Origin of the sequence: Mesorhizobium sp. B2-3-13 (assembly GCF_006442195.1) — a bacterium.
GTDB lineage: Bacteria > Pseudomonadota > Alphaproteobacteria > Rhizobiales > Rhizobiaceae > Mesorhizobium > Mesorhizobium salmacidum.
The window spans coordinates 50,384-65,034 of record NZ_VFVQ01000018.1; the positions used below are offsets into that span (position 1 = coordinate 50,384).

Genomic DNA, 14,651 nt, shown 5'->3' on the forward strand with positions numbered 1-14,651 from the left:
CTTAGCTCCTACAGTCCTGTCGGGGCTTGGTGTCCCCATCCGTCTATGCACTGCCAGTCCATTAGGTAGTCGCGTATGCTTTTCTGATATTTCCGAAGCCAAGCGTAATTTTTGGTCCGATGCTGGATTTGCCCAACAACCACGGCCGGATTGATCTCGATCCGCGCCGCGAATGCCAAAACATCTCTTTCGGAAATAAACGGGCTCTTTCTGAGTATGAACGACTCTAGTTGTTTTCTAGGCACCAGAAATTCTGAGGCTGCGTTGTTCGCTTGTATTTCCTCGTCGGGGTGACCTGTTTGTTCGTTGGTGTCATAGTCAAATTCATCGACAGGCATGAAAGTCGCCTCCTTGCCGTGTCCAAGCAGCACGTGCTCGCATTCATGACGTAGGACAAAACAGAAATTATCCAAGCGGTCCCATCGCGTCGTCATGCCGATAACGGGCTGATCTTCGTTCCAAACGCAGACGCCATCGATCTTTGATCCCGGCAATGCTTCAACCATTGCAAACCTCACTCCGCTTTCACGAAGGATTTCGGGAATTCGGATCAAGTCATCCTTGTCCTGCATATGGGCGCGAATTCTTGGGAGGTTTTGTCGAAGAGCGTCCTCCGAGTAGGGCGGGCAATCCAAGCTTTCTGCGACCTTCTTAACCCGATGAAGCCACGCATATTGGACGGCCGTCACCGAGCTGTAGTCAGCCTTTCGCGCAGCGTGGGGAAACACCTCACCACTGCCAATAAAGGGTATGTCCTCCACCCTGTTCTTGTTGAAGAAACGGGTCATCTGCAAATCGAGCAACGACGGATCGTCGCTGTCATTGATCCAGCCTCGCTTGATCATCTCCCGAACAGGGAAGACGCTTAGCCAGTTTGCCCTAGCCCGCACGGCTGCGTTAGGGCGCTTAGCTTTGAATAGGTCGTATTGCTTTTGAAGGTTGGCGAAAAAATCAGCCGGTACATCGAAAGCATCGCCCAAGGCCACTGCCATGTCCGGAGAAATTCCCAGCTTCCCGGTCAATATCGGGCTAAGCTGCTGAGGGGTCATTCCCAAAATGTAGGCCAGGTCGACCTGAGTCCAGCCGCGCGCCTCCAATTCCTCCACAATGAAGGTTCCGGGATGGTCGACAGGGATGATCGTTCGGTCGTTCATTTGTGATAATCCTCTATGGAGAGAATCGTGGCTTTCTGGGGAGCCGTCTCGCTGTCGAGAGTGAAAACTATCCGGTACTTTTCGTTGACCCGGATAGACCTCTGACCCGCGCGATCGCCTTTAAGCTTCTCGTAGTGCAGGCTTTTCCAATTCCGCAGCACACGGTCGTCGGTGGCGGCGCGCAGGGCGACAAACTTTCTGCGCGCCGCCTGAATGACCACAACCGGCAAGCCGGTCTTGCCGGGGTCTGCCGTCTCGATAGCTGCGAGTTTGGAATCAGCGAACACGATCTCCATGCACCCTTGGTAGCTTCACTCTAGATAGCATTCAAGCAGAATTATGACGATGTCTTAAACTGACCCTTATGCTTGACTGCGACCGGATGACTCGCTATATTCGTCGCATGAACAAGCTCGACACCAAGACCCGTTCGCAAATCCTGCACATGCTTTGTGAAGGCCACTCGATCCGCGCCATAACGCGCGTCATGGGGATGAGCAAGAATACCATCGCCAAGCTCCTTTCGGATGCTGGCGCTGTATGTGCCGAGTATCAGGACCAAGCCCTTCGCAATCTGACCAGCAAGCGTATCCAGGTCGATGAAATCTGGTCGTTCACCTACGCCAAGCAGAAGAACGTCAAGATGGCCAAGGCCGCCCCGGAAGGCGCGGGCGACACTTGGACGTGGACGGCCATCGACGCCGACACCAAGCTTGTCATGTCGTGGCTGGTCGGCGGGCGCGACAGTGAATACGCTATGGCCTTCATGGACGATCTATCGCGCCGCCTTGCCAACCGCGTCCAGCTGACCAGCGACGGCCACAGGGCCTACCTTGAAGCCGTCGAAGGCACTTTCGGCGCGGACATCGATTACGCGATGCTGATCAAGATTTACGGCACGTCGCCGAATAGCGCCAAGGGCCGGTACAGCCCCGCCGAATGCACCGGCGCAAGGAAAGGGCGGATTGAAGGAAACCCCGATATCAAGCATGTCAGCACGTCGTTTGCCGAGCGCCAGAACCTGACCATGCGGATGCATATGCGCCGCTTCACCCGCCTGACCAACGGCTTCTCAAAGAAGGTGGAAGCCCACGCCAATGCGGTTGCCCTGCATTTCATGTATTACAATTTCGTGCGCATTCATGCATCGCTGCGCATGACCCCGGCAATGGCCGCTGGCGTGACTGACAAGCTTTGGGAGATCGGGGACATTGTGGCATTGATCGAGGCGAAGGAAGCTGAGAAGCCTAGGGCGCGCGGCCCTTACACAAAGCGCGACATGCCGTCACATTAAGGAGGGGTTCCGATGGGCTTTTTAGCACTAGTGGCCATGATGTTTGGGCTGGTGGCGCTGATATTTCTCGCTATGCGGATTATCCCCGGTCATGGGCCGCACCAAGGCGAGTTCGCACCAAAGTCGAAGTCGGGTGTAATTGTATCGTTGATCGCCGTGGCGATCCTGTTCGTCTTGATCGTAGCTTCGCTGTTGCGCACATTTAGATAATTTCAAACTGACCCACTACCCCGTTTGTTCGCTGCTTGCGGGCCGACAGGGAAAGGCCCGCCACCGACGCGACTCGTGACGGGCCTTCTGGAGTACGCCGGGCTTCCCACCGCCCGGCAATTTGCAAAACCTGCCGGAGGCGCGATCGTTCCATCACAACAGGAAGCTTACCCCCGGGGAACGGGCCTTGCGGATCGTCTAATCTTCCCTGCACCAGGTCGCAGCATCTCGTCCATCAAGCTTCAGCGCTTGGACATGCTTTCGATTCAGACAAGGTGCAGGTACCCCTGACCGCCGACAATTTCTCACGCTTCGAAAACGTCGGCTTATTTGTGAATGAGCCATTCTATCAAGCCGGTCTCGACCCGCTCGCAGCCGGTAAACTCGGACACCAGGTTTTTGGCCAGATCGCGCCATTGACACTCGGGCAGGTTCGCTTCCCTGACCAAATCTCGAAATACAGCGCGGAGAATGTCGGCATCGAACGCGGAGACGGCAACGGGAGCCGCGTCTTCCCAGGCTTGGGCGGTGTCATCGCGATGGCGTCGGCGAAGCCGTTCCAGAAGCGCGCGTGATTGCGCGATCGCGCGCCGGGAATGGTCCAAATCGCGGCGAAAGGCGGCTTTTCCAGCAATGGAACGATGCCGCAACAGGAAGCTGGCTTCGATAGCTGCCTGCGCCATGTCTATATGGCTTTCAACCATCGCTACCTCCCTCAGGACTAACTTACTCCTCCGAAGGGGTATCTCAAAGGGGATTCAACGTACGATTTGGTACGAGAGGGAAGCTCGGCGGAGTATTGAACGGACCGGCCAGAACAGCGCAGGCGTGCGCAACGGCGACGCCCGCTTTGGTCGGGTGTAATGTCGCGACGACCATGTCAGCCCCTGGGCGACATGCGTCAGTTCCTGTCCGACGGCTTCGAGCGCATCCTCGACACTGTCTCGCGCTCGGCGCGTTTGGAGCGCAGCGGCGGCAGGCCGCGATCGATCAGGTCCATGTCTTCCAGCACCATGTCACCCATGCGCTTGAAGGCGATGTCGAGGGCGCCGGCGCGGTGGGCGGAGCGCAGGAAGCCGGGCAGCGTGCGCACGGGATGGTCGCTCGCCAGCGGCTCTTCGGGGAAGACGTCGCTGGCAGCGAGGATGTGGCCGCTCTTCACCGCCGTCATCAAGGCGGGGAAGTCGACCACGCCGGCACGGCTGAGCAGGATGAAGGCAGCGCCATTGCGCATGCTGGCGAAAGCATCGGCGCCCAGAAAGCCCTGGTTCTCCGAGGTCACCGAGGCGACGACGAAAACGAAGTCGCTTTGCGACAGCACCTCGTCCAGCGAGGCCGGCTCGACGCCATTTTCCCTCAGTATCGACGGCGGCAGCCAGGGGTCGAACACCTTCGTGCGGGTGCGGAAGCCCGACAGCAGGCGGTTGAGCGCGCGGCCGAGATCGCCGAAGCCGATGATGCCGACATCGGCGCCCGAAAGCAGCCGCGCCGTCTGGTTGCCGTCGCCCCCCCATAGTTCCTGCCCCTGGCGGAAAGCGAGGTCGGCATCGACGATGCCGCGGGCAAGGTTGAGCGCCATGGCCAGGCCGAGTTCGGCCACCGGCTCGGCGAAGACCAGGCCCGTCGTGACGACATGGATGCCGCGCGAAAACAGCGTTTCATACGGCATGTTGTCGAGGAGATTGCTCTCGACATTGAAGACGCAGCGCAGCGCCTTCATCGCTTCAAGCGTCTCCGGCGAGATCGGCGGTTGGCCGACGATGTAGCGGGCCTCGGCCAGCACCTCGGCCGGCAGTCGCGCCACGCCGTCCGGCGTCGTCTCGACGATGCGGTAACGCGCCTTGAGCCGCGCCAGCTGCGGCGGCGTGAAGATCAGCTCGAGCGTGCGCGGCTCGGGCGCGCTGATGACCAGCGGCAAGGCGGTCTCTGACATGGCAAGCTCCTCCCGAAACGGCTTGTGGCGCTTTCTCGGTCCTAAATCTATCCCGGACTAGCGGATTTAAAAGCACGGTAGACCGATTTACTCGGCGCAGGAGCGTTTCGCTCAAAATCAGAGAGCCGTCCCGGCACGATTGACATTGCGGCAAAGCAGGTCTTCTCTGCGGTGTCCAACAAGGGGGAATAGCTGATGAAGAAATACGAGAAGCCAAGCTGGCGGAAGCGCGAACGGCTTTCGGCCGTCACTGCCGCCGTTGTAGTTTCGGTAACGCTGACCTGAAGGCATTCGCTTGCCGTCACAAAGGCGCGACCCGTCGCGCCGTTTGCTTTGGCACGCCATCACCCCCGCGGCTTCGGCGGTGCGGGCTTCTGTTCCTCGCCGCTTGGCTCGGCTGACAGCCGCTGCTTGCGAAGGCGGGCTGTCTTTGCGTCGCGGGCCTGCCGTTCGGCGTCGAGGATGATCCGCGACTCGCGATCCGCTCTCTCAAGCTTTTTCTTGTCGACCAATCGGGCCACTTCGTTCTCCGGCGGCATGTCGCATTCCATAAAACCAATCGTGTGCGGCAAGGTTCCGCCGGATGCCGGCTGCGAGCGATCGCGTCAGGATTTTGCCTGGCCTGATCGCTCGGCGCGATGACCGGTCTGCCAGCTGGTGAGTTGGCGCTCGGCCTCGGATATGGTCACGCTCATCAAGCCGTCAAATTCGGCCATGGCTTCCATGTGCCCATGATCAATGATGGATTTGCGAAGGATGCGCATCGCCAGAATGGCATCCTGCAACGCTCGGTCGATGTTCTTGACCATGACAGGATCTCCTGCGGGCATAACCTGTCTGCGCGCCGCTGGTTCCGGCTGAACGGCACTGGATTTGCCTTTTTTCAGCGCTATGTGATTGCCCTGGGGAAGCGCTCCGGCGCTCCCCTTCCCCCGGGACAAGGTAGAGGTGCTGTCCTTGGGACAGCACCAGGGAAGCGCCTTCTGGACGATAGAGGGCGGGAGGCCCTCACGCCATGCCCGGCTCCCGCCGCAGTCCCAAATGGCGCACCTTGCGGCCGATGATCAGCAGCCGGCGTGCCATGTTGTTGCGCAGGCGCCGCGCGCGCCATTCCAGTCCGGTTTCGGTGGTGATCCGCTTGGCATATACGCTCACACGCATGCCTGCCTCATCGGAAGCTACCTTGACCGGATCGTCATAGAAGGTGCCGATCTTGTCAGCCGCCATGCCTGGTGTTTCCAGCCAGCGTGGAATGTGGACGGAATGGAGCTGATCGACGTCGATCATGACCCGCCCTATACCGACGCCCGGCGTCGGGCATGTCGTACAGAACGCATCGCCAATGAAGACGACCCCGTCGCGACGGTGGCCTTGCGTCGTGGTCAGGTTGACCTGCCGGACCTCGACGGGACTTGCGACAGCGAAGTTGCCGCATTGCGCCGATATTTCGGGCATCAGCTCGCAAAGCATCTTTTGCGGATCGGCCCGGAAATCCCTCGTCCATTGATCGGCCACGGTGCGATAGACGAACATGTTGGCCCGCATCTTGTCGCCGAGAGGGAAGATGGTGATGTAGGCCACGCGGTCGCTGGCCCGCCTGCCGTAGCAGGTGACGGCCCGAAAGCCGCAGTCGAGCTGGGAGACGGCGAGGTCGAAACCCATCGACAGCGAATGGGCTTTCGATTGCTCGATGCGTTCGACGCCGATGGCGCGCCGCACCGCTTCGCCGTAGCCGGTGGCGACCACCAGCAGGCGGGCAATGATGACGCTGCCGTCGCTCAGCACCAGGCGCTGCCGGTCCGGTCCGGTCGAGACCTCGACGACCTTGCCGATCGTTAGCGGCACTTGCGGGGGAAGGGCGTCACGAAGCCCGTTGATCAGCGCGCCATAGGAAAATGCGTATTCCGGCCTGCGCTCACGCGCGAACAGCTGGCCGAGGCGGAAGACGTGAATGTCGTCAAACGGTGTGACGAGATGCATGATCGTTTTGTCTAGGCCGAGCTTCTCGAACAGCCGTATCTGGTCGGTACCGATTTTCTCGGCCCGGAACTCGTCGTGATGGATCCGGTGCGGATCGATCAGCGCCACCTTGCGGCCGGCTTTTCCCAAGGCGGTGGCCAGCGTGGTGCCGGCCATTCCGGCGCCAACGATCGCCACGTCGACTTCGGCCGGGACAGCCTCGACGGTGGTCATCTCGCTGCCCTTCATGCCAGTCATCTTCTGTCTCCACAAAGTGTGGTGGAAAATATCTTCCGGGCCGTATCAACCTCAAGCAACCAGCGCGGGTGGCTGGTAGTAGCAAATGTTTAGGTTAACTACGGTCGCCGCTTCTGTTTCCAGCGCGGCGCGATCGCCGAGCCATCGATGAACTCCAGGCCGCCTGCCTCGTTGAGCGTGTGCAGCTTACGCCCGCTCCATAGCGCGCCAGAGGTTAAGATCGTCTCGACACGCTGGTCCATGCCGTTCAAATCAAGGTGAGTGACGCGTGCGATGCCAAGGGCGCCGCCGTAGCTCCTGCGGCAGTCCTGCACCGGGCGCAGCAACTGGCCGCCGCGCTCCACCATGCGTCCAGCCGGCCGCGCCGAGGCGATATCGATCAGCACCGGATTCTTGGGATGCGGCGTCCAGGGGCCGCGAAAGTCCGGCGCCGACCACAGATGCAGCGCGTCGGAGAAAGCGCCGCCTCCGTCCCGGGCGGTGCCTTCATCGTCCCGGACGGTGGCAAACATCCACCACGAGCCGCCATGCTCGACCAAGGTGGCGTCGCTGGCGACGATATCGGACAGCAGCGTCGCTTCCTTGACCCATCCGCCGGGGAAGGCGGTGGCGCGGTAGAGATCCACCGTGCGGTTGGCGCAGCTTTCCGGCACCATCCAGACCTCGCCGTCACGCTCGAAGACGAAGGGGTAGGACAGGTGGTAGGGCAGGTCGAGCACCGGCTCCGGGCGGCCGATCGGCCCCGACGGGCCGAACGGCACGGCGGAGATGATGGCTCGGCCCAGACGGTGGATATAGTCCTCGACGAACAGGGTTACCTGTCCCTGGTAAAGGATCGGGAACGGATCGGCGTAGAAGCGGCTGCCGTCGTCGGGCAGCTCTTGCCAACCCGATGCCGGATGCACGCGCAGGTCGAACAGATCCCGCCCTCCGGTCTCGCGCCAGCCGACCTTCCAGTGCGGAGCATTGTAGCAGAGATGGTAGATCTTCTGGACGACGCGCCGCGCCAGCGCCTTGCCCGCCCTGACGCCGAGCTTGCCGGCCGAGGGCAGCGGCGGCGCACCCCTACCGTCCATCGGCTCGGGCAGGACGGGCAGGGCGCCGCGTGCGGCACCCGTCACCGCCGCCAGGACCAGGCTTGCCGTGCGCGCCAGCATGTCCTGGAAGGCGGCAAGCGTGATGCCGCCATATTCGGTGCCCAGGCGTCCTTCCGCGACGACGGCACCATTCTCCTCGACGCGGGCCAGCGGGGTCCGGCCATCGAGGATCGCCGCCAGCAGGGCGGCTTCGCCGCCGGCACCGTCATAGGTCACACGCCAGACGCGTGTTCCCTCCACTTGCACGTCGCCGCAGAGGTCGAGCACGAGGTCCAACGAGACGGGCGTCCGCGTTTGGAAGGGTGCCAGCGCCGACAGCGGCAGGCGCTTGGCCAACCCATCCGCGGGCAAGCCGTGGATGACCGTTTCAAGCTGGAACAGCGCGGCTATGCTGCCTGGAATGCCGCTCGCGGCCGGGCGTGCGTCGACGCTGACCTCGACATCGGCGAGCGCGGCCAGGCGCTGCAGCAGCAGCAGGTGAAAAGCACGGAGGCAGTCGCTGTCCAGGCGCAGGCTGACCTGCATGTCGCACCCCTAGAATTCTGATGTTCGGTAACGGCCGGTGTTCGATTTTTGGGCACGATAGGTGGGCGACGGTCGGACTGAGGGAGATGTTGCTCCATTTCCATTCGTTTCCCGCTCGCTTGCGCCCTGTCAACACGGCCCGCGCCTTTGCTACGCAAACTCCGTGCCAAAAATCAGAAGAGCTCCCAACATAATTAATAGTGTTTTAACAGTTGGAGTAATAGCTAGGCTGAAGCCGCAATTTAGTCTTTTGAGGCATATGGAGTGTTGTCGGAGCGACCTTTGCAATCATCCCTGCTCTCGTTGCCGCAACAACAAGCTCCGCAGGCGATGCAATATGCGCCGGAGCCACCTCCGGCCGCGTCGTATCCGTCCTCGTCCGTCGAGCTGGGTGACCTGAAGCGCATATTGGTGCGCCGCCGTTTCCTGATCCTCGCCACAGCCGCACTGCTGACCCTTGCAGCGCTGCTCTATGGACTGTTCACGCCGGCGCTCTACAGCTCGGTGGCGGAGATCATCGTCGATCCGCAAGACCTGCAGGTGGTCACCAACGACGTCAATCCGAGCCGGGTTCCGCCCGATGGCGGCATCACCATGGTGGAAAGCCAGGTTGCCGTCGTCCAGTCGAGCGGCGTGCTGCTCAGGGCTATCGCGGCGACCAACCTGACCGAGGATCCGGAATTCAACGGACAAGGTGGGTTGTTGAGCCGTTTGCTCGGCGGCGTGCTAGGCTCGGAGTCGACCGAGACGGACAAGACGGGCGAAACCGACAAGACGGGGACGACGCTCGATGCACTGCGCCGGCGGCTGGCGGTCAAGCGGGCCGACAAGGTGCTGGTGCTCGACGTGATCGTCACCGCCAAGAGCGCCGACAAGGCGGCGAAGCTCGCCAATGCCATCGCGCAGGCCTACCTGGCCGACCAGGCCGCGGCGCGCGCGAAGATGGCCACGGACGCTTCCGACTCGATCACCGCGCGGCTGGAAGAGCAGCGCAAGCGCGTCCAGCGGGCCGAGAATGCGGTCGAGGCCTACAAGTCCGCCAACAACATGGTGATGGCCGCGGGCAATCTGGTCAGCGACCAGGAACTGACCGAGATCAATACGCAGCTAGCGGCCGCCCAGAGCCGCACCGCGACGCTGAAGGCGCAGGTCGACCAGTTGCGCCGGTCCGGCGGCGCACCGGACGCGACCTCGGAAGCGATGCGATCGGCGGTGATTTCGAGCCTGCGGGCACAGGAGGCGACGCTTGTCGACCAGGTCTCGCAGCTCGGCACGGAACTCGGGCCGCGCCATCCCTCGATGATGGCGGCCCAGCAGCAATTGCGCGACACGCGCGCGCTCATCGCGCGCGAACTCGGCCGCATCGGCGCCGCCGCCGAAACCGACTATGAGCGGGCACTGGCCAACCAGCAGGCGCTGGAGGCCAAGGTCGCGGGCATGAAGAGCAAGTCGCTCGACACCGACCAGGCCTCGGTCAAGCTGCGCGAACTGCAGCGCGATCTCGAGGCGGTGCGCTCGGTCTACGCCACCTACCTGCAGCGGGCGCAGGAAACGCGCGAGCAGGTCAATGTCGACAGCACCAATGCGCGCATCATCTCCGACGCCATGCCGGCCCTGAAGAAGAGCTGGCCGCCGCTGTTGCTGCTAGTATTCGGCGCGTTCTTCGGCGGGCTGGGGCTCGGCACCGGCATGGCGCTGATCGCGGAATATTCATCGCCGACGGTGCTTTCCAGCGCGCAGATGCAATCGGCGATCGACGCGCCCGTGGTGGGCGTGCTGCCGGCAAAATCGGCGCGCCGCCGCTGGTGGCCTTTCGGCGGCGCCCCCGCGCAGGCCGGACAGAAGATGGACGCCGTCGCCGGCCTGGCGTTGAGGCGCCTGTTCTCCTCCAGCCGGCGTCCGCCGGACTGGCCGCTGGTGCCGTCCATCCTGCTGACGTCGGCACCGGACGACGCAGCGCAACGGGGCCGGGTGGCGCGCCTGCTGGCCAACGCTGCGGCTGCCAGGGGCAGCCGTGTCCTGTTCATCGACACCAATGCCGGCAAGGGCCACAAGGAACCGCAGCCCGGCCTGCTCGACGTGCTGCGCGGCGAATATGCCTTCGAGGCGCTGAGCCAATACGTGCCCGGCAGCAACGTCGCGGTTCTCGGCAAGGGGCGGCCAAAGGCTGCCTTCTCCGAGGCGCAGGGCGTCTATTACACGCAGCACATGCTGGCCCAGGCCAGCCGCAATTTCGAACTCGTCATCGTCGACGGCGGCGCGCTGGCCGACAATCTCAACGCCTCGCCGCTGGTCGCCATGGTCGACGAGATCGTGCTTGTCGCCACGCTGAACGCGACGCCGATGCGCGATGTCACGGCGGCCTCGCAAGCCATTTCCGTCATGGGGCGGTTGCCGACCGGCGCCTTGCTGGTCGACGAGGCGGCCTGACATGTCTGCCATTCGGGGTGCCGCCCGCTCCGCCACTCCGGCAGCCGGCTGGGCCAGCCAGGGTCATGCAGCGACCGCGCGCCGCACCGGCAATTCACTCGACTGGGTGACCGGCTATGGCCTGGTTGCGGTGGTGGCGTTGCTGTTCAGCATCTCGGGCGGCATGCTGTGGCTGGTGGGCTATAATTACGACGGGCTGACCGGCAATCCGGCGACCAAGATCCACCCTTCCACCTATCTGCTCGTGCTGATGTTTGCCTGGCGCGCCTGCACGTTCGGCAACCCGGTCGGCTACACGCTGGCCATCGCCGACAGGCGGCCGGCGAGCGCGCTGCTGGCCGTCATGTCGATCATGCTGCTGGTCATCGTCATCATCAGGCAGCGCCCCGGCATGGCCGGCATGATCGACACGTTCGTGGCGCCGGCGCTGCTGGTGATGATGCTGGCCGAGGCCGATGAAAAGATATTCGCCCGCATGCAAACGGTGGTGCACGCGGTGATGACGGTGAACGCGCTGCTGGCGCTGTTCGAGTTCGCCACCAAGACGCTGGTCTTTCCCTACCGGCTCGACGGCGTGGTGTTCATGAGCGACCTGCGCTCGACGGCGCTTCAGGGGCATCCGCTGTCCAACGCCACGATCACCGCGGTATACGTGCTAGCGCTGCTTTCGGGTTCGCGATCGCTGTCCATGCCGCCGCGGCTAGGGCTGATCGGCCTGCAATGCGCGGCGCTGGTCGTGTTCGGCGGGCGCTCGGCGATGGTGACGACGATCGCGCTCGGCGGCATCTATCTGCTTTTCAGCGGCGTCGCTTATCTGCGGCGAGGACGCATCAGCCTGCCGGGTGCCGCCCTTGCGGTCATGCTCGCCTCGCTGCTGCCACTCGTGCTCGCCATGCTGTTCTCCTACGGCTTCTTCGACGCGCTGCTGGAACGCTTCGTGTCGGACAGCGGCAGCGCCAATGCCCGCGTCGAAATGTTCGAGCTCTTCAAGCATTTCGAACTGCGCGACCTGATCATCGGGCCCGATATCGATCTCATCGAAAACCTGCGCCGCATCAACGGCCTCGAACAGGGCATCGAGAACCCGATCATCCGCCTGCTCCTCTATCAGGGCGCCTTCTTCACCCTGCTGTTGTTTCTGGGCTTCGCACTGTTCATGCACGAAGTGGCGCGCCGCTGCCATCCCGGCATCTGGTTGACGATGCTGGGCTGGCTGATCCTGCTCAACACCTCCGAAAGCCTGGCGTCCAAGACGACGCTGATGACCAAGTTCGTGGTGATCGCGCTGGCGCTGTACCGGCCGGTGAGGGTGGGGGTACGACGCCCGGCGCAAGCGCCGCGAGCGTAGCGCTCTCTCTACTCCGGCATCCTCAGCCCCAGCGCATCCACCATCGCAGGGTCGAGCGCCCGCGTCGTGTCGTCCATCATGCCCATGCCGTCGAAGAGGTCCCAGAAGGCCCAGGGAAAGCCTGATGCCTCGGCGCTCTGCCTGACATCTGATATGTAGCGGGCGCGGTCGGGGTTCGGGGCGGCGACGTAGCGGGCGTCGGTGCGCAGCGCGCCGAATTCGCCCATGATGACGCGCTGCGGCGCGATGCCGTGGCTGTCGGCCCAATCGCGCGCCTGGCTCAGATATCTGTCGATGAACCAGCGGTCGGGCCTGGCGTCGAAATAGACCTTCAGCACGCGTTCGGTCTCGGCATAGGCGGCCTGCTTGTCCGCTTCGGAGGTCTTGGTGTCCTGAGCCATGCGCGCCCTGACCGAGGCCAGCGTCTGTTCCAACGAGCCGGCGGAGGCCGGCCATGGCACGTTGTTGAGCGCGCGGTAGACGGGCTCGCGCATCCAGGGCGCGCCCTGATGGCTGAACAGATAGGGTTCGTAGAAATGGAAGGTGAAGAGGATCGGCTCGAAGGCCGCCAGCGGTTCCGGATCGAGCGCGGCGAGCCCGCTCACCATCGAGCCGCAGCCGCCGGTGACGACAAGCGGCAAGATCGGGGATGACGCCCTGGCCGCCGTCAAAAGGGCCGCCTGAACGTTCGACCAGACATTGGAGGAGCAGGATTGCGGCGGCTCGTTGACGGGTTCCAGCGCCACCATGCCCTGTGCGAACCGCTGCAGCCTGCCGGCAAGCGTGCCGACCAGCGCGCGATAGGCTTCGAATTCCGGCGCGGCGGTGCTGGAGACCATGCGTTCGGGAGTCCAGTAATGGGTGGCGCCGTTGGCCTGCACGTTGACGATGATGCCCAAACCGGCAGCGATGACGGCCGCCACGGCATCGTCCAGCATCGTCAGCAATTTTGCACGCGTGGCGGCGTCGGCGGCCAGGAACGGGCCGGGATCGACGGGCAGGCGGATGAAATCGACCCCGGTCTGACGCAGCCGGCGAAGGTCGTCCGGTGTAGGCACCGGCCGCTGCGACTGGAAGGGCGGCCAGTCATAATCGGTGCGCGGCGCCGGAAATTCGCGTGTCAGCGCGAACCAGGGCCAGGCATTGACGCCGCGGCGAAAGCGCCATTCGCCAGTGGCGGCCGGCGCGGGCGATGCGGTCGAAAGTGCCGCCGTGGCGGGCACCAGCGCCGTCGACAGCGCGGTCCTCAGCAGCCGCCGTCGCGACCAACCCGTCATACGGCGCCGGGCGAGGGGCGATCGACCGGCATGGCCGCAGCGGCGGGCACGCCCAGAAGCCGATAGGCTTCGCTTTCATAGGCAAGCAGGACGTCGTCCCAGCGAAAGGCTTCGTTGGCGCGGGCCCTCGCGGCCTCGCCACAGGTCCTGACCAGGGCGTCATCCTCCATCGCCTGCCGCATCCGCTCAGCGCAGCTCCGCGCGTCGGTGAAATAGATGGCGGCCGCACCCGCGGTCCATCGGTTGTAGCGATTGTCGTGGGCGATCACCATGTTGCCGGCGGCCAGCGCCTCGACCAGCGACGGGTTGGTGCCGCCGACCGTGTGGCCATGCAAATAGGCGCGCGCGTGAAAACGCAGCGCCTTCACCGCCGCCTGATCGTAGATGGCGCCGGGCAGCACCACCGAGGCGTTCGCCGCCTTGCGAACGGCGACATGATAAGGGATCTGGTCCGAAAGCGTGCCCAGAACCACCAGCTTCATGTCGCGCTTCTGGCTGCAGAAGGCCTCGACGATGGGCAGGATGTTGTTGTCGGGCTCGATGCGCGCGATCGAGATCAGATATTTGCCGGGCTCGAGGCCGAGCGCGCGCACCGGCGCCGCCGGTGCCGATGTCACGGGGTCGGCGCCATAGGTGATGGTGGCTATGGCGCTGCGCGGCCGGCGCGTCGCTAGGTGTTCCGCGATCACGGGGTGGTCGGCGACCAGACGGTGCGAGGCCCAGGCGCCGATCCACTCGTTGAGCCAGAACCATGTGCGCGCCGCCACACCCCATTTGGGCCGGCGCCACTCGATGCCGTCCATGTTGGTGATGATCTTGCGCCGCATCAGCCTCAGCCAGGTCAGGAAGACCGCGCCATTATAGCCGAGCACCAGGCAGACACCGGGCCGACGGGCAGCGTCGAGCACGCATTGCCAGTCGAATTCCAGCGTCGCGCGCGGGCCCTTCGAGGCGACCTGGACATGGATGAGCTCGATGCCTTTCCAGGTGTCGACGCGCACCCTCTGGTCGACCCGCTCGACTTCATCCTGGCAGTAGACGCCGACCTTCCAGCCGCGCCCGGCAAGAAACAGCGCCACCTTCTCGGCGAATGTTTCAAAGCCGCCATGGGCAGCGGGAATGCCGCGCGTCCCGAGGATCAGGATGGTGGGCGTTTCCGGTTTCAT

General features: G+C 63.5%; 14 protein-coding genes. 4 read left to right on the forward strand and 10 right to left on the reverse strand.

The window, feature by feature from the left end; all coding sequences use genetic code 11:
• Nucleotides 1-8: 8 nt before the first annotated feature.
• Nucleotides 9-1,154 (reverse strand): HigA family addiction module antitoxin, encoded by a 1,146-nt coding sequence (locus FJ941_RS20945; RefSeq protein WP_140508541.1) that lies wholly within the window; start codon nt 1,152-1,154, stop codon nt 9-11.
• Complete coding sequence (locus tag FJ941_RS20950) at nt 1,151-1,450, reverse strand: type II toxin-antitoxin system RelE/ParE family toxin (protein WP_140508543.1); 300 nt, start codon at nt 1,448-1,450, stop codon at nt 1,151-1,153. The genes FJ941_RS20945 and FJ941_RS20950 overlap by 4 nt, the downstream gene beginning before the upstream one ends.
• Before the next feature lie 107 nt (nt 1,451-1,557).
• Here FJ941_RS20950 and FJ941_RS20955 point away from each other — a divergent pair, with 107 nt between their 5' ends.
• Both FJ941_RS20955 and FJ941_RS20960 read left to right on the forward strand, forming a co-directional pair.
• The gene (locus FJ941_RS20955; protein WP_210242226.1) at nt 1,558-2,448 is read left to right on the forward strand and encodes a helix-turn-helix domain-containing protein; all 891 of its coding nucleotides are present in this window, start codon (nt 1,558-1,560) and stop codon (nt 2,446-2,448) included.
• Between the two features lie 12 nt (nt 2,449-2,460).
• Complete coding sequence (locus tag FJ941_RS20960; protein ID WP_140508547.1) at nt 2,461-2,658, forward strand: hypothetical protein; 198 nt, start codon at nt 2,461-2,463, stop codon at nt 2,656-2,658.
• Between the two features lie 326 nt (nt 2,659-2,984).
• On the opposite strand, the gene FJ941_RS20965 is transcribed toward FJ941_RS20960, so the two are convergent.
• The 6 genes from FJ941_RS20965 to FJ941_RS20990 form a co-directional block, all read right to left on the reverse strand.
• Nucleotides 2,985-3,362 (reverse strand): hypothetical protein, encoded by a 378-nt coding sequence (locus FJ941_RS20965; RefSeq protein ID WP_140508549.1) that lies wholly within the window; start codon nt 3,360-3,362, stop codon nt 2,985-2,987.
• 197 nt (nt 3,363-3,559) lie between these two features.
• Nucleotides 3,560-4,591 carry a hydroxyacid dehydrogenase gene (locus FJ941_RS20970; protein ID WP_140508551.1) on the reverse strand — a complete coding sequence of 344 codons (1,032 nt, stop codon included), beginning with the start codon at nt 4,589-4,591 and terminating at the stop codon, nt 3,560-3,562.
• Between the two features lie 344 nt (nt 4,592-4,935).
• A complete protein-coding gene (locus FJ941_RS20975) occupies nt 4,936-5,130 on the reverse strand; it encodes a hypothetical protein (RefSeq protein WP_140508676.1) in 195 nt (64 codons plus the stop codon).
• Between the two features lie 66 nt (nt 5,131-5,196).
• Nucleotides 5,197-5,400 carry a hypothetical protein gene (locus tag FJ941_RS20980; protein ID WP_140508552.1) on the reverse strand — a complete coding sequence of 68 codons (204 nt, stop codon included), beginning with the start codon at nt 5,398-5,400 and terminating at the stop codon, nt 5,197-5,199.
• Nucleotides 5,401-5,599: 199 nt separating this feature from the next.
• Nucleotides 5,600-6,808, reverse strand: coding sequence for an NAD(P)/FAD-dependent oxidoreductase (locus FJ941_RS20985; protein ID WP_181169900.1), 1,209 nt, complete (start codon nt 6,806-6,808; stop codon nt 5,600-5,602).
• A gap of 98 nt (nt 6,809-6,906) precedes the next feature.
• Nucleotides 6,907-8,430, reverse strand: a complete 1,524-nt coding sequence (locus FJ941_RS20990; RefSeq protein WP_140508554.1) for a formyl transferase — start codon at nt 8,428-8,430, stop codon at nt 6,907-6,909.
• A 282-nt stretch (nt 8,431-8,712) separates the two neighbouring features.
• Between FJ941_RS20990 and FJ941_RS20995 the strand changes: the two genes are divergently transcribed.
• Both FJ941_RS20995 and FJ941_RS21000 read left to right on the forward strand, forming a co-directional pair.
• Nucleotides 8,713-10,860: a Wzz/FepE/Etk N-terminal domain-containing protein gene (locus tag FJ941_RS20995; RefSeq protein ID WP_246673910.1), complete on the forward strand. Its 2,148-nt coding sequence runs from the start codon at nt 8,713-8,715 to the stop codon at nt 10,858-10,860.
• A gap of 1 nt (nt 10,861) precedes the next feature.
• Entirely contained in the window at nt 10,862-12,208 is a 1,347-nt protein-coding gene (locus FJ941_RS21000; protein ID WP_140508556.1) for a VpsF family polysaccharide biosynthesis protein, read from the forward strand.
• Nucleotides 12,209-12,216: 8 nt separating this feature from the next.
• Here FJ941_RS21000 and FJ941_RS21005 read toward each other — a convergent pair whose 3' ends face one another.
• Both FJ941_RS21005 and FJ941_RS21010 read right to left on the reverse strand, forming a co-directional pair.
• Nucleotides 12,217-13,485, reverse strand: coding sequence for a cellulase family glycosylhydrolase (locus FJ941_RS21005; protein ID WP_140508558.1), 1,269 nt, complete (start codon nt 13,483-13,485; stop codon nt 12,217-12,219).
• Nucleotides 13,482-14,651 carry a DUF1972 domain-containing protein gene (locus tag FJ941_RS21010; RefSeq protein WP_140508560.1) on the reverse strand — a complete coding sequence of 390 codons (1,170 nt, stop codon included), beginning with the start codon at nt 14,649-14,651 and terminating at the stop codon, nt 13,482-13,484. The genes FJ941_RS21005 and FJ941_RS21010 overlap by 4 nt, the downstream gene beginning before the upstream one ends.

Bases quoted from the DNA above. Each gene is read 5' to 3' on its own strand.
- FJ941_RS20990 (WP_140508554.1), bottom strand. From the start codon at position 8,430: ATGCAGGTCAGCCTGCGCCTGGACAGCGACTGCCTCCGTGCTTTTCAC.
- FJ941_RS20985 (WP_181169900.1), bottom strand. From the start codon at position 6,808: ATGACTGGCATGAAGGGCAGCGAGATGACCACCGTCGAGGCTGTCCCG.
- FJ941_RS20960 (WP_140508547.1), top strand. From the start codon at position 2,461: ATGGGCTTTTTAGCACTAGTGGCCATGATGTTTGGGCTGGTGGCGCTG.
- FJ941_RS20970 (WP_140508551.1), bottom strand. From the start codon at position 4,591: ATGTCAGAGACCGCCTTGCCGCTGGTCATCAGCGCGCCCGAGCCGCGC.
- FJ941_RS20950 (WP_140508543.1), bottom strand. From the start codon at position 1,450: ATGGAGATCGTGTTCGCTGATTCCAAACTCGCAGCTATCGAGACGGCA.
- FJ941_RS20975 (WP_140508676.1), bottom strand. From the start codon at position 5,130: ATGCCGCCGGAGAACGAAGTGGCCCGATTGGTCGACAAGAAAAAGCTT.
- FJ941_RS20955 (WP_210242226.1), top strand. From the start codon at position 1,558: ATGAACAAGCTCGACACCAAGACCCGTTCGCAAATCCTGCACATGCTT.
- FJ941_RS20965 (WP_140508549.1), bottom strand. From the start codon at position 3,362: ATGGTTGAAAGCCATATAGACATGGCGCAGGCAGCTATCGAAGCCAGC.
- FJ941_RS21010 (WP_140508560.1), bottom strand. From the start codon at position 14,651: ATGAAACCGGAAACGCCCACCATCCTGATCCTCGGGACGCGCGGCATT.
- FJ941_RS20980 (WP_140508552.1), bottom strand. From the start codon at position 5,400: ATGGTCAAGAACATCGACCGAGCGTTGCAGGATGCCATTCTGGCGATG.
- FJ941_RS21005 (WP_140508558.1), bottom strand. From the start codon at position 13,485: ATGACGGGTTGGTCGCGACGGCGGCTGCTGAGGACCGCGCTGTCGACG.
- FJ941_RS21000 (WP_140508556.1), top strand. From the start codon at position 10,862: ATGTCTGCCATTCGGGGTGCCGCCCGCTCCGCCACTCCGGCAGCCGGC.
- FJ941_RS20945 (WP_140508541.1), bottom strand. From the start codon at position 1,154: ATGAACGACCGAACGATCATCCCTGTCGACCATCCCGGAACCTTCATT.